Origin of the sequence: Sphingomonas sp. BK580, from assembly GCF_014194975.1 — a bacterium.
In the GTDB taxonomy this organism is placed as follows: Bacteria; Pseudomonadota; Alphaproteobacteria; order Sphingomonadales; family Sphingomonadaceae; genus Sphingomonas.
In genome coordinates, this window is record NZ_JACIAY010000011.1 from 36,753 (window position 1) to 60,716 (window position 23,964).

27 protein-coding genes are annotated in these 23,964 nt (G+C 64.5%); 7 read left to right on the top strand and 20 right to left on the bottom strand.

Features of this window, described 5'->3' with window-relative positions:
• Positions 1-254: 254 nt before the first annotated feature.
• Positions 255-782: a hypothetical protein gene (locus tag FHY05_RS17235; RefSeq protein ID WP_183945681.1), complete on the top strand. Its 528-nt coding sequence runs from the start codon at positions 255-257 to the stop codon at positions 780-782.
• Between the two features lie 49 nt (positions 783-831).
• Here the strand turns inward: FHY05_RS17235 and FHY05_RS17240 are convergent, their stop codons facing one another.
• From FHY05_RS17240 to FHY05_RS17250, 3 genes are all read right to left on the bottom strand, one after another.
• Positions 832-1,473: a hypothetical protein gene (locus FHY05_RS17240; protein WP_183945682.1), complete on the bottom strand. Its 642-nt coding sequence runs from the start codon at positions 1,471-1,473 to the stop codon at positions 832-834.
• 135 nt (positions 1,474-1,608) lie between these two features.
• Positions 1,609-2,415, bottom strand: a complete 807-nt coding sequence (locus FHY05_RS17245; RefSeq protein WP_221191284.1) for a hypothetical protein — start codon at positions 2,413-2,415, stop codon at positions 1,609-1,611.
• A gap of 78 nt (positions 2,416-2,493) precedes the next feature.
• Positions 2,494-3,030, bottom strand: a complete 537-nt coding sequence (locus FHY05_RS17250) for a hypothetical protein (RefSeq protein ID WP_183945684.1) — start codon at positions 3,028-3,030, stop codon at positions 2,494-2,496.
• A 61-nt stretch (positions 3,031-3,091) separates the two neighbouring features.
• Here FHY05_RS17250 and FHY05_RS17255 point away from each other — a divergent pair, with 61 nt between their 5' ends.
• Complete coding sequence (locus FHY05_RS17255; RefSeq protein ID WP_183945685.1) at positions 3,092-4,021, top strand: DUF6615 family protein; 930 nt, start codon at positions 3,092-3,094, stop codon at positions 4,019-4,021.
• Here the strand turns inward: FHY05_RS17255 and FHY05_RS17260 are convergent.
• Together FHY05_RS17260 and FHY05_RS17265 are read right to left on the bottom strand one after the other, a co-directional pair.
• A complete protein-coding gene (locus FHY05_RS17260; protein ID WP_183945686.1) occupies positions 4,004-4,804 on the bottom strand; it encodes a hypothetical protein in 801 nt (266 codons plus the stop codon). The genes FHY05_RS17255 and FHY05_RS17260 overlap by 18 nt on opposite strands.
• Positions 4,801-5,115 carry a hypothetical protein gene (locus tag FHY05_RS17265; RefSeq protein ID WP_183945687.1) on the bottom strand — a complete coding sequence of 105 codons (315 nt, stop codon included), beginning with the start codon at positions 5,113-5,115 and terminating at the stop codon, positions 4,801-4,803. Before FHY05_RS17265 ends, FHY05_RS17260 begins: the two co-directional genes overlap by 4 nt.
• Positions 5,116-5,291: 176 nt before the next feature.
• Here FHY05_RS17265 and FHY05_RS17270 point away from each other — a divergent pair, with 176 nt between their 5' ends.
• Entirely contained in the window at positions 5,292-5,870 is a 579-nt protein-coding gene (locus tag FHY05_RS17270; RefSeq protein ID WP_183945688.1) for a recombinase family protein, read from the top strand.
• Positions 5,871-5,881: 11 nt separating this feature from the next.
• Here the strand turns inward: FHY05_RS17270 and FHY05_RS17275 are convergent, their stop codons facing one another.
• Positions 5,882-6,289, bottom strand: coding sequence for a MerR family DNA-binding protein (locus FHY05_RS17275; RefSeq protein WP_183945689.1), 408 nt, complete (start codon positions 6,287-6,289; stop codon positions 5,882-5,884).
• Between the two features lie 62 nt (positions 6,290-6,351).
• Between FHY05_RS17275 and FHY05_RS17280 the strand changes: the two genes are divergently transcribed.
• Complete coding sequence (locus FHY05_RS17280) at positions 6,352-7,104, top strand: MauE/DoxX family redox-associated membrane protein (protein ID WP_183945785.1); 753 nt, start codon at positions 6,352-6,354, stop codon at positions 7,102-7,104.
• Between the two features lie 415 nt (positions 7,105-7,519).
• On the top strand, positions 7,520-7,732 hold the full coding sequence (locus tag FHY05_RS17285) for a hypothetical protein (protein ID WP_183945690.1): 213 nt from the start codon (positions 7,520-7,522) through the stop codon (positions 7,730-7,732).
• 32 nt (positions 7,733-7,764) lie between these two features.
• Here FHY05_RS17285 and FHY05_RS17290 read toward each other — a convergent pair whose 3' ends face one another.
• The 8 genes from FHY05_RS17290 to FHY05_RS17325 all read right to left on the bottom strand — a co-directional run bounded on the left by FHY05_RS17290 (position 7,765) and on the right by FHY05_RS17325 (position 14,366).
• Positions 7,765-8,208 carry a DUF411 domain-containing protein gene (locus FHY05_RS17290; RefSeq protein ID WP_260181667.1) on the bottom strand — a complete coding sequence of 148 codons (444 nt, stop codon included), beginning with the start codon at positions 8,206-8,208 and terminating at the stop codon, positions 7,765-7,767.
• A 57-nt stretch (positions 8,209-8,265) separates the two neighbouring features.
• Positions 8,266-8,646 (bottom strand): DUF305 domain-containing protein, encoded by a 381-nt coding sequence (locus tag FHY05_RS17295; protein WP_183945691.1) that lies wholly within the window; start codon positions 8,644-8,646, stop codon positions 8,266-8,268.
• Between the two features lie 74 nt (positions 8,647-8,720).
• Positions 8,721-9,320 carry a DUF305 domain-containing protein gene (locus tag FHY05_RS17300; RefSeq protein WP_221191285.1) on the bottom strand — a complete coding sequence of 200 codons (600 nt, stop codon included), beginning with the start codon at positions 9,318-9,320 and terminating at the stop codon, positions 8,721-8,723.
• A gap of 47 nt (positions 9,321-9,367) precedes the next feature.
• The gene (locus FHY05_RS17305; RefSeq protein WP_183945789.1) at positions 9,368-10,105 is read right to left on the bottom strand and encodes a PepSY domain-containing protein; all 738 of its coding nucleotides are present in this window, start codon (positions 10,103-10,105) and stop codon (positions 9,368-9,370) included.
• Entirely contained in the window at positions 10,096-11,286 is a 1,191-nt protein-coding gene (locus FHY05_RS17310) for a copper resistance protein B (RefSeq protein WP_183945788.1), read from the bottom strand. The genes FHY05_RS17305 and FHY05_RS17310 overlap by 10 nt, the downstream gene beginning before the upstream one ends.
• A 23-nt stretch (positions 11,287-11,309) precedes the next feature.
• Positions 11,310-13,292 (bottom strand): copper resistance system multicopper oxidase, encoded by a 1,983-nt coding sequence (locus FHY05_RS17315; RefSeq protein ID WP_183945692.1) that lies wholly within the window; start codon positions 13,290-13,292, stop codon positions 11,310-11,312.
• Positions 13,293-13,359: 67 nt separating this feature from the next.
• On the bottom strand, positions 13,360-13,929 hold the full coding sequence (locus FHY05_RS17320) for an RNA polymerase sigma factor (RefSeq protein ID WP_183945693.1): 570 nt from the start codon (positions 13,927-13,929) through the stop codon (positions 13,360-13,362).
• Positions 13,926-14,366 (bottom strand): periplasmic heavy metal sensor, encoded by a 441-nt coding sequence (locus FHY05_RS17325; RefSeq protein WP_041043253.1) that lies wholly within the window; start codon positions 14,364-14,366, stop codon positions 13,926-13,928. Before FHY05_RS17325 ends, FHY05_RS17320 begins: the two co-directional genes overlap by 4 nt.
• A 389-nt stretch (positions 14,367-14,755) precedes the next feature.
• Between FHY05_RS17325 and copC the strand changes: the two genes are divergently transcribed.
• A complete protein-coding gene (gene copC / locus FHY05_RS17330; protein ID WP_041043251.1) occupies positions 14,756-15,127 on the top strand; it encodes a copper homeostasis periplasmic binding protein CopC in 372 nt (123 codons plus the stop codon).
• 1 nt (position 15,128) lies between these two features.
• On the top strand, positions 15,129-16,058 hold the full coding sequence (gene copD / locus FHY05_RS17335) for a copper homeostasis membrane protein CopD (protein WP_183945694.1): 930 nt from the start codon (positions 15,129-15,131) through the stop codon (positions 16,056-16,058).
• Positions 16,059-16,094: 36 nt separating this feature from the next.
• On the opposite strand, the gene FHY05_RS17340 is transcribed toward copD, so the two are convergent.
• The 6 genes from FHY05_RS17340 to FHY05_RS17365 all read right to left on the bottom strand — a co-directional run bounded on the left by FHY05_RS17340 (position 16,095) and on the right by FHY05_RS17365 (position 23,939).
• Positions 16,095-16,430, bottom strand: a complete 336-nt coding sequence (locus tag FHY05_RS17340; protein WP_085809864.1) for a four-helix bundle copper-binding protein — start codon at positions 16,428-16,430, stop codon at positions 16,095-16,097.
• 324 nt (positions 16,431-16,754) lie between these two features.
• Positions 16,755-17,672, bottom strand: coding sequence for a cation diffusion facilitator family transporter (locus tag FHY05_RS17345; protein ID WP_183945695.1), 918 nt, complete (start codon positions 17,670-17,672; stop codon positions 16,755-16,757).
• A complete protein-coding gene (locus tag FHY05_RS17350) occupies positions 17,669-18,277 on the bottom strand; it encodes a cation diffusion facilitator family transporter (RefSeq protein WP_085809865.1) in 609 nt (202 codons plus the stop codon). The genes FHY05_RS17345 and FHY05_RS17350 overlap by 4 nt, the downstream gene beginning before the upstream one ends.
• Positions 18,274-21,501 (bottom strand): efflux RND transporter permease subunit, encoded by a 3,228-nt coding sequence (locus FHY05_RS17355; protein ID WP_183945696.1) that lies wholly within the window; start codon positions 21,499-21,501, stop codon positions 18,274-18,276. Before FHY05_RS17355 ends, FHY05_RS17350 begins: the two co-directional genes overlap by 4 nt.
• Positions 21,502-21,504: 3 nt before the next feature.
• Positions 21,505-22,677 carry an efflux RND transporter periplasmic adaptor subunit gene (locus FHY05_RS17360; protein ID WP_066779381.1) on the bottom strand — a complete coding sequence of 391 codons (1,173 nt, stop codon included), beginning with the start codon at positions 22,675-22,677 and terminating at the stop codon, positions 21,505-21,507.
• On the bottom strand, positions 22,674-23,939 hold the full coding sequence (locus FHY05_RS17365; protein ID WP_085809868.1) for a TolC family protein: 1,266 nt from the start codon (positions 23,937-23,939) through the stop codon (positions 22,674-22,676). The genes FHY05_RS17360 and FHY05_RS17365 overlap by 4 nt, the downstream gene beginning before the upstream one ends.
• Positions 23,940-23,964: the final 25 nt, after the last annotated feature.

Here is a 23,964-nt window from a genome sequence, read left to right on the forward strand (position 1 = left end):
TGGAGTTATCCGACGATGACGCAACGCTGCTCGATGATGCGGGCAGATGGTCGTCACCATTCGCTTGGACCTTTTTCGAGGTGCTGCCTAAGGACGGAACGCGTTGGGGTCGTACGCTCGTCGCAATCGGGACGGTAGAAACGGAGGGGAGTTCTGGACCCAGGCACCAGGCTCTCGTTGTCGATATCGGGGAGACAACGCCGCAGCTCCCGCACGTTATGACAGGCGAGGGGAGGGAAGTGCGCCGAGGTTGGGTGAAGCTTACCACCGGCGACGTGATGATCCATCGTGCCGCGCTGCGCGGGCGTGGCCTCGGCTACCTCGTCCTGAATGCCTCGATCAGGTGGGCCCAGCTGCACCACCGAGACGCGGCAGTAGAGCCGATCACGCTGGTGAGGGCCGCGACTAGCAGTGACGAGGAGTGGAACCATGAGCTCGCGAAGCTGACGAGCTTCTATGGCCGCTTCGGCTTTCGTTGGCGCTCGCCTCCGCTCGAGGCAGCCGTGCGGCACTATCCCTCAGAACCGATGATGGTCTCGGACCTTACCACGGTGGACGAGGCCTCGTTGCCTTTGATCCGACGGATCGACATGCCCGCCAGTCTCACGCGCATTTTACAGCGCCTCCACGACGGAGCTGACGATCGCGCGACGATCAAGGCCCTTGGTATAGCTCTTCGAGATAGGCGTGAGAGGTGGCGTATCGTCGGCTATCGGCTTAACTGGCTTGGTTGGGCTGTGGCCCTCGCGATCGGATGGGTCGCGCGACAATCAATAGGCTAACGAGAACGGCATCGATTGACGTAGACCGTAGCAAGGAGTTGTCCAGCGTTCAAAACGGAGCTTCGCCTTGCTCCCAAATCTCGGAGCTACTGTCAGGGCCGGAGTTCTTGACTACCATGAAGAAGACCTCAAGGGCGTGATGGGAGACCTCGACACCGCTGAACCAATCCCGGTGGGTCATGTCAGAAACATCACTGTCTCCGAATAGATCCGGTCGAGCGATGGACAGCTTCTGGCCGTGCTTCGCGTTGTTGTGTTTCAATAGGTTAACCAGAACGTGCAGATCGTCTAAAGCCGGATCAACGAAAATACCCCGAGCCTTAACACGTGACTTGAGCCCTTCAAAGCTTCCATGGTCATGCTTTACCCAGGATCGCGCGCTTCGTTCCCATTGATGGTATAGCATCAGCGAATAGGCGAGCCTCAGATCATGAGCCTGGTTCTCAAGATTATGCGCACGGTAAACAAGAAATTCCCTGTAGCTTTGGCGTACGAAGCCATTCTCTGATATTTCATCGGCTTCGAATGGCTCGAGCTGCCCTTGATCGCGCCTGGTGTCATAATCATCGATACTATTGTAGGCGTGGTTGCGTTGGTCCTCCAAGCCAAGGTTCGCTGCGGAGTAACCATCCCAAAGGCCTTGTACGGCATTCTGAAATTCGAAGCCGTACCAATTAAAATGCACCCTCACCATTTAAGCTCCGTTACTGAAAGTGCGGACGAACTCACGAGCATAGACAAGGCCCAGCCTTTGGTGAGGCGAGGGGTGGCAGCAGATGAGGGCAGTGTGGCGCAGTATCTAATAAGGCTCACAACCAAATGCGCGTTAGGTTGGGTGATAGGTGGACTTAACGTGCTCCCCGACCGCCACAACAACCTCATCTATAAAGGCCATAATCCGACTTATGAAAATATCGCTCATGTACCAAATCCAGGGCTCATTATTGATTGAGGAGCAGACGAACCAATCTGCATTTGCTTTGGCGGCCACCTTGCTAAAGGCAGCCCGTCGCTGGGATGGCCACTCGAAGCCATTGTGCAGCATGGCATTCCGATATTCGAAAAGAGACTCCAGAACCAACCTGCTGTCGCTCGGCATCCGCTCCTTTAGTCGCGTTGCCTCTGCGAGCTGCATAACACCTTCCACAAAGCCAGCTTTCACACCTTCCTTTGTGTAGGTGAAGTGCGGGTCCCAAAAGCTCTGTCGTGAATAGATAGATCGTTTACACTTGGGCTCTCTTCCAAGGTAATCGTCTTCCTTCTCGCCGATTCCACGAAAGATGCCTGTGAAGAGATTTTCTACAAACGGTGCTAAGATCCCCACCAGCGCTGCGCTATGAGCGGCCCCGCTGTAGACCGACGCCTCAAGCGCTTCTATATGCACGTCGATGAGGCTTTCATCCTCGGAAGAACGAACCCTATCGGAAATCTCCTTGATCTCCTTTGCCTCAGCATCCTCAATGCGTCGGGAATGTGCGACAAAGACCTTAATGGCGATCAACTGAGCCTGCAGGTTATCATCGCCAAAAAGGTCGTGCGTGTAATCTTCGACTGGAGTGCTGAACACGTGAGACCCCTCATCTGCCCGTCTCGTTGATCGTGAGGTTGCCCTACCGCAGCCGTCAAGCGTCATTCAGCGCCTTAGATCGGCCGACGCGCAGGCGCGAGGTGAGGGGGCCGCAAGCCACCCGCTGGGAATGGTGAGCGCAGCTCAGTCTAGGTCGGCGAGGAAGTCGATCTTTGGCCTGAGGCCGTAGTTTGCCGTACAACCCGCGACGCAGTCGGATGGCGGAAGCACGTGGGCGTTTGCTGCGTCGCTGACAATCCCGTCAAGTCGATTGCAGGCCGGACATTGCCGACCCAAAATCTCATGCTCGAAGCCCAAAAAGGCCTTGCCCAGTTGGACTTGCAGCTCAACCTCCTTGGCGATGCGTCGACCTCGGATCAGAGTGAACGTGGCGCGCAGAAGCGTGCGCTCGTGAGCGGTGAGGGGCTCTAAGCGGCCTTCGATTGTAAGCCGGGCCAGCGCTTCCCTGGAGAGAAAGGCGTTCTTCCGAATGCCAAGGTCGCGCTTTTCCGCGTCCGAAATCTGGTCCCCCGCTTTGCGATAGTTGGCCGCAACGGCGCGTGGATGATCGCGCATGTCGTCCTGCAGCAGCCCAGCGATGGTCCCGATCGCGGCCGGCGTCACCAGCTTCAGCGTCTCAACCGCTTCCCGCGCCGCCTCCATCTTCATGATCTCCGCCATTTCGTCTTCGATCCGGTGCCTTGGTATAGCCTCGCGGAAGGACGTCTGGCAGCTATCCGCAATGGCTGCCAACCTTTGCGAACTCGCCTCCACACTTCCCCGGCTGATTGGGACCCTACTCGATCGTGAGGCGAAGCTTAAAAAGGGCCGGTTTCGCGAGGAGACGCTGACGGACGTCCTGACCGCCTCACTGGCGGCTTTCGCCGGCCCGGAGCTTGTGATCGAATACCCAGACGAGGTTGCCACCGGCGGTGATCTGGACCTTGAGTTCTGGCATGCCGCGTCACGCCGGCGCACGTTGATCCGCGTCCAAGCAAAGCGATTGAATGCAAGCACCAACAACGGGAAGGCGGTTGCGATCGCGCATCGGTCGTACCGGGAATTACTGCACAAGGTGCCGAAAACGGCAGAGTATCAGTATAAGACGCTGCTCGCCGAGGCAGGCGCCCACCTGCCACTCTACATGTTCTACAATCATCGCTCTGCTTCGATGGACCCGCATTTCAACGGTACGCATCCGGAGGTGACCGGCGTAAACCTGGCCTTCGCGCATGACATCGCCAATGAGCTCCAGCTCAAGCTTGATGCCGAGGGCGAGGTGCCGCGACGGCGCCTACATCATAAGCGGCTCAGTCACTTGCAGCCGCACCTCTTCGGGCTCGACCTTCTTCTCTGCGCGGGGACGGAGCCTGGCGGATTCGTTCCCACGCCCGACGCCGTACGCGAGCGTCTCGCTGAAGAGTGGCGCCGCATCCAGCGCGACGACGATAGGCTGGTTCCCGCCGGCTTGCGGCGGCTCGCGGAGCCTACCCAGGTCGCCACCTATTCGGATGCGCAACGCCGTCTTCCCGATGGGCCTGCGGTCCGCTTCGGCGCGAATGTTCCCCGCACGACCCTGACCTTCATTTCGGGGCGTACCGATGATGAGCGAACACCCCAGATCTACGAGGGACATGGCGCATCCGCTGCCGCCTCACGCCGGCGATCCTGAGCCGTCAGCGACAGCATCAGGTATGCCGACCGCGTAGCTGTGATTGCCGAGTTCCCCCCGCTGCAGGTTGACAGCAAGTTTCAACGCTGCCTCAGGTGACGCACAGAAGGCATAAGGATCGAACGGCAGCGTTGGCAGCATTCGCCCAAGATCGCTGTCGGCCTTCATCGCGATCTCGAGTTCCTCGCGCACAGCAGTCAAATAGTCCTGCTGTGAGAGGGCGAGATGGTCGAGCTGAGCCCGGACGAGACCCTTTAGCTGTCGCTGAACCCTCACCTTGTGCTGCGCGCGAGTAGACAGGACATTCACCTGATCTCTGACATGGCCATCCGTCCGCCAGAAGATGTAGACCACGGCTTCCCGCACCAAAGGGCCGTCGGGGAGGTGCTCAGCTCGACCGTAATGGGCGATACCTGAGTTCCTGAGCTTCTTTATGGCACGGTGTGCGGCGCGAAGCGGCACGGTCAGGTGGTCCTCGCCGAGCAAGCCGCGCCGCTCCTCGGAGGAGGTGAATGTCGCACGACCGTAGAGCACGACCGCATGTGAGAACAGCGCTCCCGTGATCGTTACTTCACGAGCATCCACCTCGGCCTCGGATTGATTCCGCCCCGCCTGGATGCGCTCGATCTCCTCCAGGCATCGCTCAGCCTCGAGCAAGTCCTCTCGGATCGTTCCGGCGGCTGCTGCCCGAGCGATCAGCCCCACCAGCTTCTTGTGCCGCTTGGTTTTGCGCAGACGGTCGGCAAGCGCTGACAGATCGGTAACGCGCCAGTCGTGCGTCATGGAAACAGCTCCATCACCGGCGAGAACACCGCTCCCGTTTCAGCAGCACGGCGACTTTTCGCCGCGATGACCCGGTCAAGACCGATCCCACGCTCTAGAGCGACCCGCAAATCCCGGCCCTCCATCGCGATCGTCCGCTTGCCCCGACCGAACGCATCCAACCCCTCTGAGCTTCCTGTGGCAAGGACTCCGCTTATCGCCACGGTGGCTAGTCCATACAAGAAATTGCCCTTCCGGTTGGAACCTGCCTCAGCGGAGTATACCCTGACTGACAGCACCGTTTTTGGCCGGCTGGTGAGACCATTGAACATGTCACATTGGTACCACTCAGATGTGACAGTCACCTGTAGTGACTGGCTCTCATAAACGATCGATTTTGATCCGCGGTCATGTGAGAACGTTTAGCAGGCGCGGAGCGTGTATCAAAACACATTCTCGATTGCGATCGGTCGTGTTAGGCACGTGAGATGAGTTTTGAGAAGGTGCCATGCTGATCGGCTACGCGCGGGTGTCGACCTCCGAACAGGATTTGACGCCGCAACTCGATGCACTGCGCGAAGCGGGGTGTGAGCCGACCTTCAGCGACAAGGCGAGCGGTGCGAAGGCGAACAGGATCGGCTTGGCCGATGCCCTGTCACACGCCCGCGCCGGGGATGTGCTGGTGGTCTGGAAGCTCGACCGGCTCGGCCGAACGATGAAAGGCTTGGTTGATCTTGCGGCCGAGCTGGCGGAGCGGGGTATTGGCTTCCGCTCGTTGACGGATGGAATCGATACCGCCGGCACAGCCGGCAAGCTCGTCTTCCACATCATGGCGGCCATGGCGGAAATGGAGCGAGACCTGAACCGCGAGCGCACGACGGCCGCCTTGATGGTAGCCAAGCGCGAGGGTCGAGTAGGCGGTCGCAAAACGGTGATGACGCCCAAGCGGCTTGAGGCCGCCCGCAAGCTCCTGGCGTCCGGGATGCCGATGCGCGAGATCGCGCCGGCGATCGGCGTTTCTGTCCCGACGCTCTACCGCCACCTTCCCGCGCCGGAGCAAGAGACGATCAGCGCGGAAGAAGTATAGCCTAGAGTGGATCAGTCGGCGTCGAACGCGGTCAGGATGGGGCAGGGGCCTTCCGAGCCCGACCCACATTCATGAGCAAGCCGCTCGAGCGATGCGCGGACGCGCTTCAGTTCCTGGATCTTCGCATCCAGCGCCGCGATCCGCTCGTTGGCAAGCTGGCGTGCCCGAGCGCGATCATCGGTCGCGTCCATCGCCACCAGTTCTCCGATCTGCTCCAACGTAAAGCCAGCGGCCTGCGCAGATCGGATGAAACGGAGCCGGCGAACATCGTCCGCTGTGTAGCGGCGAATACCGCCACTCGAGCCCGATCCTTCAGGCCTCGCCGGCGTCTCGAGCAACCCTCTGCGCTGATAATAGCGCACCGTTTCCACACCGACGCCGCCCTCGCGCGCGAGCCCTGCGATTGTCACGTCGGCCATGCCTTGACTCCGTACCATAGTACGGCCCCCATATAGGTGTCGCGAATATGGTGGAGAAGAACATGGCGACCGCGGCGCCCAAGAGGGCAACGATCTATCGCATGGTGATGCCGACGCACACCTGCCCCTACGGCTTGAAGGCAAAGGACCTGCTGCAACGACACGGCTACGAGGTCGAGGACCATTGGCTGAGGACGCGCGAGGAAACCGATGCATTCAAAGCCGAGCACGGGGTCAAGACGACACCCCAGACTTTCATCGGTGGCGAGCGGGTAGGGGGCTATGACGATCTGCGCCGGTTCTTCGGCAAGACCGTGGCCGACCCCAAGGCGGTGACCTACCGACCGGTCGCGGTTGTGTTCGCGATGACGGCATTGATGGCGCTGGCTGCCAGCTATGCCGTGCTCGGCACACCCTTCACGATACGCGCGGGTGAGTGGTTCATCGCCTTCTCGATGTGTGTGCTGGCGCTCTTGAAGCTCCAGAACGTCGAGAAGTTCGCGACGATGTTCCTCAACTACGACCTGCTCGCGAAGCGCTGGGTGCCATACTCCTATATATACCCCTACGCGGAAGGCGCGGCGGGCGTGCTGATGGCCGCCGGTGTGTTGACCTGGTTGTCGGTGCCGATCGCGCTGGTAATCGGGACGATCGGAGCGGTCTCGGTCATCAAGGCCGTCTATGTCGACAAGCGCGAGCTGAAATGCGCGTGCGTGGGCGGCGACAGCAATGTGCCGCTGGGCTTCCTGTCATTGACCGAGAACGTGATGATGGTCGCCATGGCGATCTGGATGGTGCTGGGCGTCGCGCACTGATCTGGCGCGGCGGCTCGGCGCAACGTAGAAGGACCGCATGAGCTTCGGCCGTCTCGTCCGCACGTTCGCGCTAGTCCTGCTGGGCGCGATGCTGCTCGTGCGGATGGGTCCGATGTGCGAGACCATGGCGCAGGCGGCTCCGCTTGCGGGCGCGCATGCCGTCATGACTGATTGCGATCGAGCGCCGCCCACTCCCGTCAAAAAGGCACCTCCGGTGGACTGCGTAGGAGCCTGCATCGCAACCGCCCTCGATGTTCACACATCTCCCGTGCCGCAGCTCGCCGTGCGCGCGGCAGAGCCCACACGCGAGCCTCTTGCCCTTGATGGTCACTCGGGCGGCCCTGCGCCGCCACCTCCCCGAACTGCCTGATCGACGCCGATTTCGATCAATCAGTGTATTCGAGGACAATTACGCATGAAGACCATCAAATTCATCGGCGCGGCCGTCGCGCTCGCTCTCGTTCCCGCCACGGCCTTTGCCGCCGCTGACTGCTGCGCGGGGAAGGAATGCTGCAAGGACGGCGCCGATTGCTGCAAGGACAAGGACGGCGCGAAGAAGGACTGCTGCGCCGACATGAAGCACGGCGAGCACGCCGGTCACGACATGTCGGGCATGCAGAAGAAGTAAGCGTGGAGGGGAGGCGTTCGCGCCTCCCCTTTTCAATGGCGGGCGAACACCCTGCGGCCGCTCGGCCCGAACGCGATCACATCATAGGCCTGGGCCTTCATGCCCGGCATTTCCATGCCCGGCGAGCCCATCGGCATTCCGGCGACCGCGAGGCCGGTGACGCCCTTCGGATGCGTGGCAAGGACGCGCTTCATGTCAGCGATCGGGACGTGGCCTTCGAAGGTCATACCGTCGATGATGGCAGTGTGACACGAGGCGAGGTCCCGAGGCACACCGCGTGCCTTCATGAACGCCGGCCGGTTCGCATCGTCGACGACGCGCACGGCACGGCCGAATTGTGCTTTTACCTGCTGCGCCCATTTCTCGCAGCACGGGCATCCCGGATCGCGGTGCATGGCGATGTCGGCCGCGGCCATCGCAGTCGCCGGGATACCTAGTAACAGAGCTGCCATCGCGACGCGGAAAGATCGGTTCATTCTCAAATCCTCGAAAGCCTGCCCCCCTTACAGGAAGGAGGGCTAGGCTTGCGCTCGTTATTGGGCGCGCTTGCCCATCTTGCGAAGCATAGCATTCAGCGTCGCGATCTCGCGGTTCTGGCTGGCGATGGTCTTCTGTGCCTCGCGCCGAATTTCAGCATTCTGGGTGCTTCGGAGCGCCGTCTGCGACATGGCGATAGCGCCGCGGTGGTGCTCGATCATCTGCCGAATCCACGTCTCGCCGGCGTCGGCACCCTTCACCGCCATCATGCGGTCGTGCATCTTCATCATGTCCGGGCCGTAGGGGTCGGCTGCCGTCGGCTGCATCATGCCGGCGTGATTCATGCCTTGATGGTTCATGCCTTGGTGGCCGGCTTGCTGCGCCAGAGCCGGCGAGGCGGCGAGTAGGGCGGCGGTCATGGTCGCGATCATCTTCATCTGAATTCTCCACGTGGCCCCCGCCCGTGAAGATGATACGCGCCCCGCTGCACTACCCCTCAAGGCGGCCAAATTTACCGGATCGGCTGAAGCGTGTTCACGCCGACACTTTCATCCGTCTCCGGCGCGGGAGGAGCTACCTGCTTGTCGCGATAGGAGGGAAGGTCGGGCGCATTGTCAGGCGTAGGGTGCGCTTCGAGACGGGCAATCGCGCGCTTCATCTGGGTGATTTCACGCACTTGGGCGTCGATGATCCCGTCCGCCAGCTTCCGCACCTCGGGGTCTTTAATATGCGCGCGCTCGCTGGTCATGATCGCGATCGAGTGATGCGGGATCATGGCCTTCATATAGGCAACGTCGCCGACCGTTTCCTGGCTGCGGACAAGCCACAAGGCACCGGCGAACACCGCGATCGAAGCGGCCACGATGCCGAGATTGGCACGGCGGTTGGGGTACATGCCCCACATGAAGCCGAGCATGATGATCGCCATCACCGCGCCCATGACGATGGCCATCCATGTTCTGGTCTGACTGTATTCGACATGGCTCAGCGCGTAGGTGTTGAGATACATGAGGCCGAACATCACGACCGTCGACGTCGCGATCATCGCAGCGAAGCGCCCGTAGCTCATCCCCATAGCGCTGCCGTGTTTGGAGTCGGGGTCGTGGTCCATCTCGCGCTCTCCTGTTCGGCCCCACCCACTGAAGGATACGCGGCTCTCTAGCGGACCCCTTGAGCTTTTCTGCGGCGTCGACGGGGCCAGCGCATGAAGAGCAGGATCGCCCCGGCGACGGCGAACACGAGTCCGCCCGCTGCGAAAGCGTTGAGCCATGGCGTGTTGAACCGTTCGTGCTCGGTCCAATCCATGATGTGGAGGCCCCAGAAGAAGTCGTAGAGCCGCCACGTGCCGGTTCGCACCGAAGTCAGCCGGCCAGTCTCCGCCGCCACGTAGATGCGGGTCCCGTCGTCATCGGGGAACGAGGCCCGCCAGGCGGGGAGGGCACCGCGGTACTCGGTGCTCGGGCGATCGATCCGCTCGACGACGGGCGCCGAACCAGTTTCGCCGCGATACGCCTGTTTTGCGATCAGCGCTGCGGCCGCGCCGTCGACCGGGGGCAACGGCTTTGCGGTGCGGGCGTCCAGCAAACGCACCTTGCCGTCGCCGAGCTGGGCTTCGACGATCGGCCGCCCCAGCAGCATCCGGTGCTGAAGCTGACGCACCGGCGCTCCGGCCGATGCGATAAGGGCAGGGACGGGCGCGAAATTCTGGGTGGCGATCAGGGCTGGTTCCACGTTCCGGTCGATCCGGTGATCGCCATGCACGGTGTCGATCGGCAGCAGGCTCATGACGAGCCCGCTGGTGAACCAGACGATCGCCTGTGCCCCGATCAGGAGCGCAAGCCAGCGGTGAACCTTGCTTGCCCCGACATGGAGGCGGAGCCGCGGGCTCAGAACCAGGTCCTCACGCCCGCGACGAAGCTGAAGCCGCCCGTATTGTCACCGCGTGCGCGGGTGAAGCGCGCGGTGTCGCCGAACTGCCGTTCCCACGACACGCCGATATAGGGCGCGAACTCGCGCCGGCCCTCGTAGCGAAGCCGAAGCCCGGCCTCGAGGTCCGTGAGCCCGGAGCCGGTGCCGGTTTCGGGCACGTCCTGCGCGGAGAAATTGGCCTCCACCCTGGGCTGCAGCACGAACCAGTTGGTGATGCGCTGGTCGTAATAGCCCTCTGCGCGGCCAAGCACGTCACCCTTGTCGGAGAGGAACAATGCGCCCTCTACCTCGAACCAACCGGGGGCCAGCCCCTCGATCCCTACCGTCGCGTAGGTGCGCGAGGGGTTGGGCTTGAAGTCGTAGCGAACGCCGGCCTGGAGATTCCAATAGGGATCGAGCGCGCGGCTGTAGAGCGCCTGCACCTCGGCCTGTTCGAGCGGCTTGCCGAACGTGCCTTCGCCCTCGGATTTCAACGTGAAGCGATTGATGTCGCCCCCGATCCAGGCCTCTTCGTCCCAGCGATAGCCGTCGCCGCCCTTGCGTGCCTGATATTCGGCGAGGTTGAAGAGGACCTGGTAGACGGTCATCCCGCCATGCTCGCGGCGCAGATCGTTCTCGCGCGAGCTGGCCATGGCGTCGGCGCCCCAGAAGCGATCGGCGAGGTGGTCGCCGGCCGGGGCGGGAGCGGGCTTGTTGCCGGGGGGAAGGTCAGTTCCGACCTTGGCAGCGGGCTGATCGCCGGGCATCGCCATGCCCGGCATCGCGCTCATGTCGTGGCCGGCATGCGGGTCCTGCCCCGCACCTGTCGATGCCGCCATCCCGGGCATGGCGGACATATCGTGCCCGGCGTGCGGGTCCTGGGTGGGCGCAGCCTGCTGCTGACCGCCCATATCCATCCCCTGCATTTCGCTCATGTCATGTCCGGCATGAGGGTCGGGAGCCTGCGTCGTCGCCGGTGGCGCGCGCCGCGGCGCGGTGCGTCGGACAGGGGCCTTACGCTTAGTCGCGGGCTTGGCCGCAGCCTTCGCTTTCGGCTTGGCGGCCGGTTTGGCCGCCGGCTTTGCCGGCATCGTCATACCCGGCATGTTGTGCATGGAATGGTCCATGGTCTGCCCGAATGCGGGTGTCGCAAGGGCGAGCGGCGCCATACCGGCGAGGAGGAGCGCCCGGATCACGCCGAAGCCTCCCCGGCCTTGCGGACCTGGACGACACGCATCATGCCCGCGTGCATGTGGTAGAGCATGTGGCAGTGGAAGGCCCAGTCGCCTTCCTCGCCGGTCACGTCCCAGCTTACCGTGCCTCCCGGCTGCACCAGCACTGTATGCTTGCGGGGCGCGTAGGCGCCCTTGCCGGTCACCAAGTCGAAGAAGTGGCCGTGGATGTGGATCGGATGCCCCATCATCGTGTCGTTGATGAGCGTCACCCGTACCCGCTCGCCGTGGAGCAGCGTGATCGGGTCGGGGTTCTCCGACAGCTTCTCGCCATCGAAGCCCCACATGTAGCGCTCCATGTTGCCGGTGAGGTGGAGCTTGATCTCCCGCTCCGGTGCGCGTGTGTCTGGGTTGCGGTCGAGCGCCATGAGGTCGCGATAGGTGAGAACGCGGTGCCCGACGTTCTCCAGCCCCTGCCCGGGATCGCCGGTCCGATCGACCGGCATCGGCGAGATGGTCTGTACGCCCGGTCCCTTCTTGACCTCCGGTGCCTTCGAGAAGTCGCGCATGTTCATGTTGCCCATGTCCATGCCTCCCATGTCCATGCCGGCCATCGGCTGATCGCCTGCCATGCCGGGCATCGTGCCGGAGCCGTGATCCATTCCTGCCATGGCGCCGCCCTGAGCCTGGCCGTGGTCCATGCCCGCCATGCCGCCTGCCGTGGCGCCGGCCGCGCCGTGGTTCATCTGCGCATGATCCATACCCGGCATCGTGCCGGTGCCTGCGCCATGCCCCATCGCAGCATGGTCCATGCCGGACATCGATCCCGCGGCGGCGCCCATGGCACCATGATCCATAGCGCCGTGATCCATCGTGCCATGATCCATGCCGCCCATGCCCATGTCCTTCATGGTCGCGAGCGGGCGCTTGCGGAGCGGGGGCACCTCGGCCGCCATGCCCTCACGCGGGGCGAGCGTCGCGCGGGCCATTCCGGAGCGATCGACGCTCTCACCTACCAGCGTATAGGCGCGCAGGTCGGGCGGGGTGACGATCGCGTCATAGGTTTCGGCCGGGCCGAACTGGAACTCGTCGATCTCGACGGGGCGCACGTTCAAGCCGTCGGCCGCGACGATCGTCATCGGCAGGCCCGGAATGCGGACGTTGAAGGTGGTCATCGACGAGGCGTTGATGAAACGCAGCCGTACCCGCTCGCCGGGGCGGAACAGCGCGGTCCAATTGTCCTTGGGGCCGTAGCCGTTGACCAGGTAGGTGTAGACCGAGCCCGTGACGTCGGCGACGTCGGCGGGGTCCATCCGCATCTTGCCCCACTCCAACCGCTCTTTCAGCGACTGATCCTTGCCGGCGAGAAGCCCGGCCAGGGTCTGACGCTGGCGATTGAAGTAGCCCGACTCCTTCTTCAGCCGATCGAAGAGGTAGTGCGGGTGGTGAAAGCTGTGATCGGACAGCACGACCACATGCTCGCGATCGAACTGCACGGGGTCGGGGTTCTTCGGATCGATCAGGATCGGGCCGTAATGCCCCTCCTGCTCCTGAAGCCCGGAATGGCTGTGATACCAGTACGTCCCGCTCTGGATGATCGGGAACTCGTAGGTGAAGGTCGACCGCGCCGGAATGCCGGGGAAGGCGATCCCGGGCACCCCGTCCATCTGGAAGGGGAGCAGCAGCCCGTGCCAGTGGATCGAGGTTTCCTCGTCGAGCTCGTTGACGACGTGGAGCCGGACGTTCTGTCCCTCACGCAGGCGGATGAGCGGAGCGGGCACGGTGCCGTTGATGCCGATGGCGTGGCTCTGGCGCCCGTCGATCATCATCATCTGGTGCGCGACCTTCAGCGTGATGTCCTCGCCCGACACCGTGGGTAACGGCTTGGCGATGCCGGCGGACACGGGCTGCGCCCATGCTGGCATATAGGCCGACAAGGCGAGGCCTCCGCCTGCCAGACTGGCACCGCGCAGCACCTGGCGGCGGTCGAGAACGCGCGACATGCAAGCTCCTAAGAATGTGGCCGTGAAGGGGCCGTCGCTTCTTCTACGCGGCCGATCCGTCCAGCCCTCAGCGGTTCCCTAGATTTTCGAGTAGCCGTGCTCGCGCGCGATAGAGGCGGGTTTCGACCGCCTTCTGGCTGATCCCCAGCACCTCGGCCGTCTCGGCCTGGCTCAGGCCTTCGATCGTCCGAAGTACCAAAGGCTCCTTCAGGTTCGCGGGCAAGGTTGAGATGGCGCGGGTCACACGATCGAGTTCCTGCCGATCGCCGGCTGCGTCGTCGATCGGCACCTGTTCGTCGACGATGCTCTGGACGTGTTCGTCGTTCGGCAGCGCGAACGACAGAAACCGGCGCACGGCACGCTTGCGCGCCCAATCGCGGCATTTGTTGACGGCGATGGTCGTGAGCCACGCCTGCATCGATCGGTTGGGATCGTAGCGCGACAAGGCCTGATGTGCGGCCACGAACGCTTCCTGGGTCACGTCCAGCGCGTCGTCGGCGTCGCCGAGGAAGGCGCGCGAAAGCCGGAACATCGGCTGCCGATAGCGTCGCACGATCTCGGCGAAAGCGGCTTGTCGGCCGGCGATGCTGAGCGTCGCCAGTTCGCCATCCGACAACGCGGTCCAATCGAGGCTCACCCCTGGCCGTCGGTGAGCGCCTTCACCACCGCATCATCGAATTGAGAGGTCTGATCGGGCCGGAGAAGCTGACGCATGGCGAAGATGTGCGCCAGCGTCGCCTTCTGCAGCTCGCCCATCGCGGCATGGCTCTGGTCGACCGCAGCGGCCACCCGCGGACCATTGCCGTGCTCGGCCTCGATCGCCTCGGCAAGGCGGGCATTGGCGGCACGCATCTCCAGCTCGAGGGCGCGGCGTTGCACCGCGAACCGGTCTTCGAGCACCTTCAATCGGGCCTGCTGGTCGCCATCGAGCGCGAGCTTGTGGTGCAGCACCTCGTGGAGCGCCGCACCGGGTTGCTTGGGCTGCGGCAGCAGCGCGCGCCCGATAAAGACACCACCAATCGCCGCCAGGAAGGCGAGCAAGGCGCACAGGACAACCCGCTTGGTCGAGGTCATGGCTCGCCGATCAGTAACGCGGAAGGGGCAAGGGGGGAGGCTCCGCCGAGCGGCGCCAGCGAGACAGCAGGGCTTGCCGTCGCAGGCAGCTCGGCACCGACGATCCCGATACCGAGCGCCGCGGCGGTTATCACACCGATCCCGAGCCCGGCTCCGCGCACGGCGGGGCGGCTGCCGATCCGTCTGAGGACTTGGTCCTCGATACCCTCCAAAGCGGCCGGGGCGGGTGCGCCCGCTAGTCGCGCCAATGCTCTGTCTAGATCGTCCATGCTTTCCACTCCGCCCCTCTATCATCGGATACGCATCGCTGCCCATCATCCCTCAACCGCCGGTGAGGGGTCGGGCAGCGCGCCGCGTAGAAGGGTGCACGAACCTCGTCGGAGTACCCCATGCGTAGTCTCGCCCTTCCTGCCGCCCTCACTCTCCTGAGCCTCGCCAGTGCGGCGCAGGCTCACCCGAAGCTCGTTGTGGCCTCACCCGCGCCCAACGCGACCGTTGCCAAGCCCGCGCGTGTCGCTTTGCAGTTCAGCGAGAGGCTGATGCCGAAATTCTCCGGTGCGGACTTGATGATGACGGGCCATGGCGGCACCACGCACCCACCGATGAAGGTTGCAACCACCACCCAGGTTGCACCCGATGGCCGAACGCTGGTCGTGGTGCCCAAGTCGCCGCTCGGCGCGGGCCGCTACAGCGTCGCATGGCACGTCGTCTCGGCCGACACGCATCGGGTGTCGGGCAACTTCGCCTTCGCGGTGAAGTAAGGTGGATGCCGACTGGCCGCTGATCGGGGTCCGCTTCGCGCTTTATGCGACGTTGAGCGGGCTGTTCGGCCTGTCGGCGTTCAGCCTCTACGGGCTCAAGGCCGGGAAGCGCGCAGACGCACTCGCCTTGCGCCCCTGGCTGGTGGGGACCGGGCTGCTCGGCCTTCTGTTTTCAGGCATTGCGCTCGTCCTGCTCGCCGCGGCAATGGCTGGAGCGCCGCCGTGGCCGATCGATCGGGAAGCGATCGGAATGCTGATCACCGGCTCCGCGACGGGCACGGCGTGGGAAGCGCGCATGGTCGCGCTGATTGTGGCCGTGATCGCCGCGCTGATCGCGGCAGGACGTACCGCGCCGCTCGGCATGGTGGCGCTCACGGCGGGCATTGCGCTCGCGACGCTCGCCTGGACAGGCCATGGCGCGATGGATGAGGGCGCGACGGGCTGGGTCCATCTGCTGGCCGATATTCTGCATCTGTTGGCGGCCGGAGCCTGGGTCGGCGCACTGCTCGGGTTGACGCTGCTCGTGGTGCGACCGGCAGTTCGCGTCGACGTCGCGCATCTCAGACTGACCCACCGGGCGTTGCACGGCTTCGGTCTGGTCGGCACGCTCGTGGTCGGCACGATCGTTGTGACGGGCCTGGTCAATGGCTGGCTGCTGGTCGGTGCCGGCAATTTACCGAGACTTCTGACCACCCTTTACGGCCAGCTCCTCCTCGCCAAGCTGGTACTGTTTGGCGCGATGCTCGGGCTGGCCTCCCTCAATCGTTTCCGGCTGACGCCGGCTTTCGAGCGCTCGATTGCCGCGGGCGATCATCGGGCCACGCTTGGTGCTCTGCGGCGCAGCCTCGCGATCGAGGCGAGCTGTGCCATCACGATCCTGGCGCTGGTCGCCTGGCTGGGGATGCTCGAGCCCCCCGCAACGGCGATGTGAGGAGCGGGCGGCCGATCGCCACCCGCCCGTCAAAGATCAGGCGGCCATCTTCTCGCATGCGTCGGCACAACGCTCGCACGCGGCGACGCACTCTTCCATGCCGTCGAGCCCCCGGCAGCTCTCCGCGCAAGCCCGGCAGATCTGAGCGCAGATGCCGCATACGACCTTATGCTGGTCGGACCCGCGGGCCATGAAGTCGAGTGAGGTGGCGCAAATCTGCGCGCAGTCGAGCATGATCTTGATGTGGTCGGGCGCGGCATGTGCGCCGCCCACCTGAAGGCAATGCTGCGTGGTCATCGAAAGGCAGGTGACGTGACAGTGGTGACAGGCGTCCATGCAAGCCTGCATCTCCGCGCTCATCTGATGGTGCATCGGTCATTCTCCGCGTGAGCCCCCGCCCACTGAGGAGTACGCACGGCGCCGGCTCGTCCCTCAGCCGGGTGCCTTCATTCGTCACCTTTAGCCTGATCCTTCATCGGCTTCGGCGCAGGCCCCCGCTTCACTGTTTCACGCCAGGGCCGCGTAGGAGACGGAAGGGCGACCCGCAGCGCAGCCGCCCTCCCCCGAACGCCATCCATCGTTCTACCCATCTCCCTCGCGATCGTCGCCAATGGCTGTTTCGCGACGATCCGCTGGCGAAGCTCTGCGTCGGCTTCTTCCGTCCAGCGCCGCGGCTTTCTCATGGCCACCGCGCGTTCACGGGTGCAGGTGCCCTGTGTCCGCGCACAGCTCGGCCGCTGCCTCGGTCTGGATCGTACAATGCTCGATCCCAAACCGGCTATCGAGCATGTCCGCGACCCTCTTCCTGACCGCATCGGCATCGGCACCCTCGGCAAGCGTGACGTGTGCGGTGCAGTTGATGTCGTCCGAGGCCATCGACCAGACATGGAGGTCGTGGACGCCAGCCACGCCGGACAGGCCGGCGATGCCGGCACGCAACTCGGGCAGCTTGATCCCTCCAGGAACGCCCTCGAGCAACACGTTGGTCGTGTCCCGGAGCAGCACCCATGTTCGGGGCAGCACCCATAAGCCGATCCCCACCGCGACGATCGGATCGACCCACGTCCAACCGGTGAACCGGATCGCGAGCGCACCCGCGATCACGCCTACCGACCCGATCATGTCGGCCCAGACCTCAAGGTAGGCGCCCTTGACGTTCATACTCGCATCCTTGCCCGACGTGAGCAGCTTCATGGATATGAGGTTCACCACCAGGCCGATCGCGGCGACGATCATCATCCCGGTCGACTGGACCGCCTCGGGCTGGCGGAAGCGCTGCACCGCCTCCACCAGCACGTAGATCGCCACACCGAAGAGCAGCAGGGCGTTGAAAGCAGCGGCCAGGATCTCGAACCGCTTATAGCCGAACGTCCGCTTGTCGTCGGCCGGTTTCTGTCCGAACCGGATCGCGAGCAGCGCAATCACCAGTGCTGCCACGTCTGTCAGCATATGCGCTGCGTCAGATAGAAGCGCGAGGCTGTTGAAGACGAACGCACCAACAACCTCGGCAACCAGATAGGCGGTCGTGAGCGCCAGCGCCCAGCTCAGCATCTGGGCATTCGCGCCAGCGGTGTGGTCGTGGGCATGCCCCCCATGGTCATGGCCTGCGCTCATTGATTGGCTCCTTTCGTGCCCGCGTCCGAGCGAGCGTCTCGCAGGATTTCGAGGCCGCCTTTCACCGCGATAGCGGCAACAGCGATGCCGACGATAAGGTCAGGCCAGTTCTGGCCCGTCCAAACGACGATCACGCCGGCTAGAATGATGCCCCCATTGGACACGAAGTCGTTGAGGCTGAAGGTTGTCGCAGCGCGCATATTCACATCGGGCTCGCGCAATCGCTTCAACAGCCACAAGCAAAGCCCGTTAACGACCGCCGCGATGATCGCCATCCCGATCATAGTGGGGCCGATCGGCTCGCTTCCCGAGAAATAGCGCCGCCCGGCATCGAGCAGCACACCCGCGGCAAAGAGCAGCAGCAGGATGCCCGATGTCACCGCGGCCCCCCGCTTCCACGCCTGTGAGCGCGAGAGGGCAAGCAAGCTGATGATGTAGACGATGCCATCGGAGGCGTTGTCCAAGCCGTTTGCGATCAGGGCGCTGGAATCCGCCATGACGCCGGACACCCCGAAGCCTGCCGCCAGGCCCAGATTGAGCAACAGGACTATCCAAAGCGTCCGGCGCTTCTCGGCCGTGTCGAGGTCGAAGCTCTCTTCGCTCATGCCGGCACCTTCTCGTCAGGAGCGGCAGTTTGCCGATCGCTTTCCGGGACCGGCAGCTCTCGGCTGCCGAAACGGGCATAGAGCGTCGGCAGCACGAACAATGTGAGCAGCGTCGCGGATATGAGGCCGCCAATAACCACGGTTGCGAGCGGTTTTTGCACCTCGGCGCCCGCTCCATGTCCCAGCGCCATCGGTACGAAACCGAGTGAAGCCACAAGCGCAGTCATCGCGACAGGCCTGAGCCGGGCCAGCGCGCCTCGATGCGCCGCAGCCGCGCGATCCATGCCATCGCGCATCAGGTCATGGATGGACGTCACCATGACCAACCCGTTGAGAACTGCGATGCCGGATAGCGCAATGAAGCCGACGGCCGCGGAAATGGAGAAGGGCATCCCGCGCAGCACAAGCGCGAGCACCCCTCCCACCAGCGCCAGAGGGACGCCGGTGAACACAATCAGCGCATCCCGAACGGAGCCGAGCGCCCCATAGAGCAGCAGCATGATGACCACGAAACAGATCGGCACCACGATAGCGAGCCGGTCCCGAGCGGACGCAAGGTTCTCGAACTGACCGCCCCATTCGAGGTACGTTCCTGCCGGCAGCTTCACCTGAGTGTCGATCGCCGCCCGGGCATCGGCAACGACGCCCGCCACGTCACGATCACGGACGTTCGCCTGCACCACCACACGCCGCTTGCCATTCTCGCGGCTGATCTGGTTCGGTCCATCGACGACAGCGATATCGGCGACGGTCGACAGCGGTACGAAGCCACCACCGGCAGTCGGTACCGGCACCTGAGCGACCGCCGTGAGGTCCGAGCGCGAGCTTTCGGCCATTCGGATCATGACGGGGAAGCGGCGATCCCCCTCAAAGATCATGCCAGCCTGCCGGCCACCGATGGCTGCGGCAACCGTGTCCTGCACGTCGCCGGCGGTTACGCCGACGCGCGACATGGCGGTGCGGTTCGGCCGGATGTCGAGCATCGGCAGGCCCTCGGTCTGTTCGACCCGCACGTCTGCGGCACCCCGGGTCCGGCGAAGGATACCGGCGATCCGGTCCGCGGTCGCATTCATCTCGCCAAAATCGTCGCCGAACACCTTGATGGCGATGTCGCCGCGCACGCCCGCGATCAGCTCGTTGAACCGCATCTGGATCGGCTGGGTGATCTCGTAGGCGTTGCCGGGGAGGGTGGAGAGACGCTTCTCCAGACGCTCCACCAGCTCTTCCTTGGAGAGACCTGGATCGGGCCACTGCGCCTTCGGCTTCAGGATAACGAAGGTGTCCGTGGCGTTCGCTGGCATCGGGTCCGATGCGATCTCGGAGGTGCCCGTGCGCGAGAAGGCGAAGCGGACCTCCGGCACCTTGGCCAACGCCTTCTCGACCTGGAACTGCATCGCCTGGCTTTGGTCGACCGACGTGCCCGGGATCCGCACGGCCTGGACGAGGATATTGCCCTCGTCGAGCTGCGGCAGGAACTCCTGCCCCAAGGTGGTGAAGGCGACACCGGCGAGCGCCAAAGCGCCGACCGCAATGCCGATGGTGAGCGTCGGGCGACGCATCGCCCCATCGAGCCCCGGCTCGTAGCGCTGTCGAAGGAACGTCACGGCCCGGCTTTCCTTCTCCTCCACCCGCTTGCTGAGCCAAATGGCGATCGCCGCGGGCACAAAGGTCAGCGACAGGATGAAGGCGAACACGAGCGCGATGATGACGGTGAGCGCCATTGGCTCGAACATCTTGCCCTCGACACCGGTGAAGGTCAGCAAGGGCGCATAGACCAGGATGATGATCGCCTGCCCGTAAACGGACGGACGGATCATCTCGCGGGCGGACGCGGCGACCAGCCCGAGCCGCTGTTCCATCGTCAGTTCGCCGTCCCGGCCATGCTGGGCTTCGGCAAGGCGCCGCAATGCGTTCTCGACGATGATGACGGCACCGTCCACGATCAGGCCGAAGTCGAGCGCGCCGAGGCTCATCAGATTGGCCGAAACGCCCGCCTCCAACATGCCGATGCTGGTGAGCAGCATCGTGATCGGGATGACGAGAGCCGCGATCAGCGCCGCCCGGAAGTTGCCGAGCAAGGCGAACAGGACGACGATGACCAACAGCGCGCCTTCGGCGAGATTGCGGGCGACCGTCGATATGGTGGAGTTCACCAGCTCGGTGCGGTTCATCACCGGTTTCACGACAACGTCGACCGGCAGCGAGCGGCCGATCTGGGTCAGCCGTTCGGCGACCCCGGTCGAGACGGTACGGCTGTTCTCGCCGATCCGCATGACGGCGGTCCCGACGACCACCTCATGGCCGTTTTCGGACGCGGAGCCCATGCGCAGAGCCTGGCCGGTCCGAACTGTTGCGATCTGGTTGAGCAGGATCGGCACACCCTCGCGGGTGGCGACGACGGTTCGGGCAAGCTCGTCGGCGTTGCGCACGCGCCCGTCGGAGCGGACAGAGAGCCCTTCGCCGTTACGGTTGACGACACCGGCGCCGGCGCTGGTGTTGTTGCGCTCCAGCGCCGTGGTGAGATCCTGCAGCGTCAGCCGCATTGCGGCCATGCGCTGCACGTCGGGGACGACGAGATATTCCTTGGTGTACCCGCCAAGGGAGTCGACCCCCGCCAGTCCCTCCGTGCTCTTGAGCTGCGGCGTGACGATCCAGTCCTGGACAGTGCGCAGGTAGGTGGCCTTGTCGGCCTCGCTGACGAGGTGATCGCCTTCCGGCGTGATGTAGCTGCCGTCGCGTTGCAGACCGGGCTCACCGTTGCGGTGATGGACCTGATCCAGTTCACGGTACTCGACCGTCCACATGAAGATGTCGCCGAGCCCGGTCGCGATCGGCCCCATTTCAGGGTTTACGCCCTCGGGAAGGTCTTCCTCCGCAGTCCGCAGCCGCTCCGCCACCTGCTGACGGGCGAAGTAGATATCGGTCTTCTCGGTGAAGACGGCCGTGACCTGGGCGAAGCCGTTGCGGCTGAGTGAACGGGTATATTCGAGGCCAGGGATGCCGGCGAGCGCGGTTTCGACCGTGAACGCGACCTGTTTCTCGATCTGGTCGGGGGAAAGGGCAGGGGCGACGACGTTGATCTGCACCTGGTTATTGGTGATGTCGGGAACGGCGTCGATCGGGAGTTGGCGCAGCGCGCCTATCCCGAGCAGCGCAGCGGCGACGGTGAGAAGCAGGACTAGCCAACGCTTCTCGACGGAGAGGGTGACGATGCGACCGATCATGGTTCAGTCCTCGTCCCCGCCTTCGCCCTTGCCGAGTTCGGCTTTGAGCGTGAAGCTGTTGGTGGAGGCGATCCGCTCCGAACCGGTCAGCCCGGACGTCACGACGACCTGGCCGCCGTTGGTGCGCCCCAATGTCACCGGCGTTGCCCGAAAGCCGGTCGGGGTCCGCACGAAGACGAACGACTTGTCCTCGATCATCTGGACCGCAGCCGACGGCACGGCGACGGTACGGTCGCCGGTTGCCGGAACCAGGATGGAAACATTGACCGTCTCGCCAACGCGCCAGGTGCTGCCGCCATTGTCGAGGGTGACGATCACCGGCACCAAGCGCGTCGTCTCGTCCAGAATGGGCGAGACGAACGTGACGCGCCCTTCCTGACGGCGCCCCGCCGCTGTTACCTCGACGCGGGCACCGGGCTTCACCCGGCCCGCATCGCTGGGCACCAGCGAGGTCGCAACCGTGACCTTGGAAAGGTTGGCGACCCGGAAAAGCTCGGCGTCGGCTGCAACGGTCTGCCCGAGCGTAGCCGAGCGCGCGATGACCTGACCGGCGATTGGTGAGCGCACTGCGATGCGGTTGAGCGCACCGCCCCCGCTGCCGGTCGCGGACAATTGCTGCTGCGCCAGGCGAAGCGCGATGCTGGCTTCGGTCGCGGCGGTCCGCGCCGCGACAAGATCCTGTTCCGGCGAGACGCGCTCGGCGAACAGGCGCTGCTCACGACGAAGGTTCGTTTGCGCGAGGGCGGCACGCGCGCGAGCGGCCTCCACCTCCGCCTTGAGCGAGGCTGCTTCGCGGCTCTCGATGATGGCGAGAGGATCGCCGCGATCGACGGGCTGGCCGAGATTGCGGGTCAGCGAGACGAGCCGCCCGCCGACCGACGCCGACACCACCTGCACGCCTTGCGGATCGCCTTCGATCGTTGCCGAAAGCTCGATCGCACCAGCCTCCCCGCCGACCGTTGGCCGCGTGACCTCGATCCCGGCGTCCGCGATCTGCTGCGCGGAGAGGATGACGGCATCCTTTGGACCTTCTTTGGCCTCGCTGGCCTCGGCACCTTCGGCCTTCTCGGCTCCGGCCTTCTCGCCGGCTTCACCGCCGCTGCCGGTCCCGCCGCATCCCGCAAGGATGAGGGCCAGCGTCACGGGCGCCAGCGCCCGCATGATGTTCTTCGTCATTGATTGTTTTCCTCAGGAGAGGGCGCGGCGGCAACGAGCCGTTCCAGGCGTGCCTTTGCGTCATGATAGGTGGCGAGCGCGTCGATCGCGGCGGTGCGCGTCTCGGACAGGGTCCGCTCGGCATCGAGCAAGTCGAGCTGGCCGAACTTGCCCTCGCGGTAGCCGATCCGGGCGATGCGCGCAGCCTCGGCAGCCGACGCCAGCACCGGACCGCTCGCATTGCGTGCGGACGTGGCGGCGTTCGCCACCTCCGCCTGGGCGTTCGCGATGTCCTGCGCCGCGTCCAGCTCGGCGGCACGCCGCAGGGCCTGCGCCTGGTCGCTCTGGGCGCGCGCCTGGGCGATGGCGGCTTTGCCGTTGTTGAAGACGGGAAATGGGATGGAGACCCCGAACACCGCGGCGACGTCGTTGGTAGCCTCGAGCCGTCGTGCGCTGGCGCTCAACGTCACATCGGGAATGCGCTGCGATCGGGCGAGCCGGACCTGTGCCTCGGCCGTCGTCGCGTCGGCACGGGCGGCCGCCAGTGCCAGCGTACCACCGGGTTCAATCGGCCGTGCCGGTCCAAAGCCCTCAACACGATCATACCATGCGAGGTCGAGCGGCCCGGTCACGGGCTGGCCGATCCGACGCGCGAGATTGTCCCGCGCCACCTCGGCAAGCCGCTGGGCACGTTCCACCGCCGTCTCTGCGTTGATACGCAGCACATCGGCACGCTGCTGTTCGAGCGGTGACGCACGCCCCGCCTGCACGCGGACACCGGCTGCGCGGAGCGCCTCCCGGGCGATACCGGCCTGTTCGCGAGCTGTGACGAGGCGGCGTTCGGCCGATGCTGCCTGAATGTAGAGCTGGGTGACGGCGAGCCGGAGGTCGGCCTCGGCCAGCGCCGTTCCGATCCGCGCCCGATTGCCGATCGCCTCTGCGACCGCGATCCGGGCCGACCTCTTGCCGCCCAACTCGATCGGGAGCGCCAAGCCTGCAGTCGTCTCCGCACTGCGGAGGCCACGATATTGGCCGCTGCCGGCGATGTTCTCGGTTTCGGCAACGATCGACGGGTTGGGGCGATAGCCGGCGACGGTCCGGCCCGCCTCGGCCGCCCTGACCCCTGCTGTGGCGGCTTCGAGACTGGGCGCGGTTGCGCCGGCGAGCGCCAGCGCCCGCTCCAGCGTGAGCGGGGGACTGGTCGATGCCGGCTCAGATGATTGCGCGTGCGCGATCGACGCGCACGACGCCACGGCCAATAAGGCCGCAATGAAACGGGACATGGTGACGAACTCCTGACGAACCTGG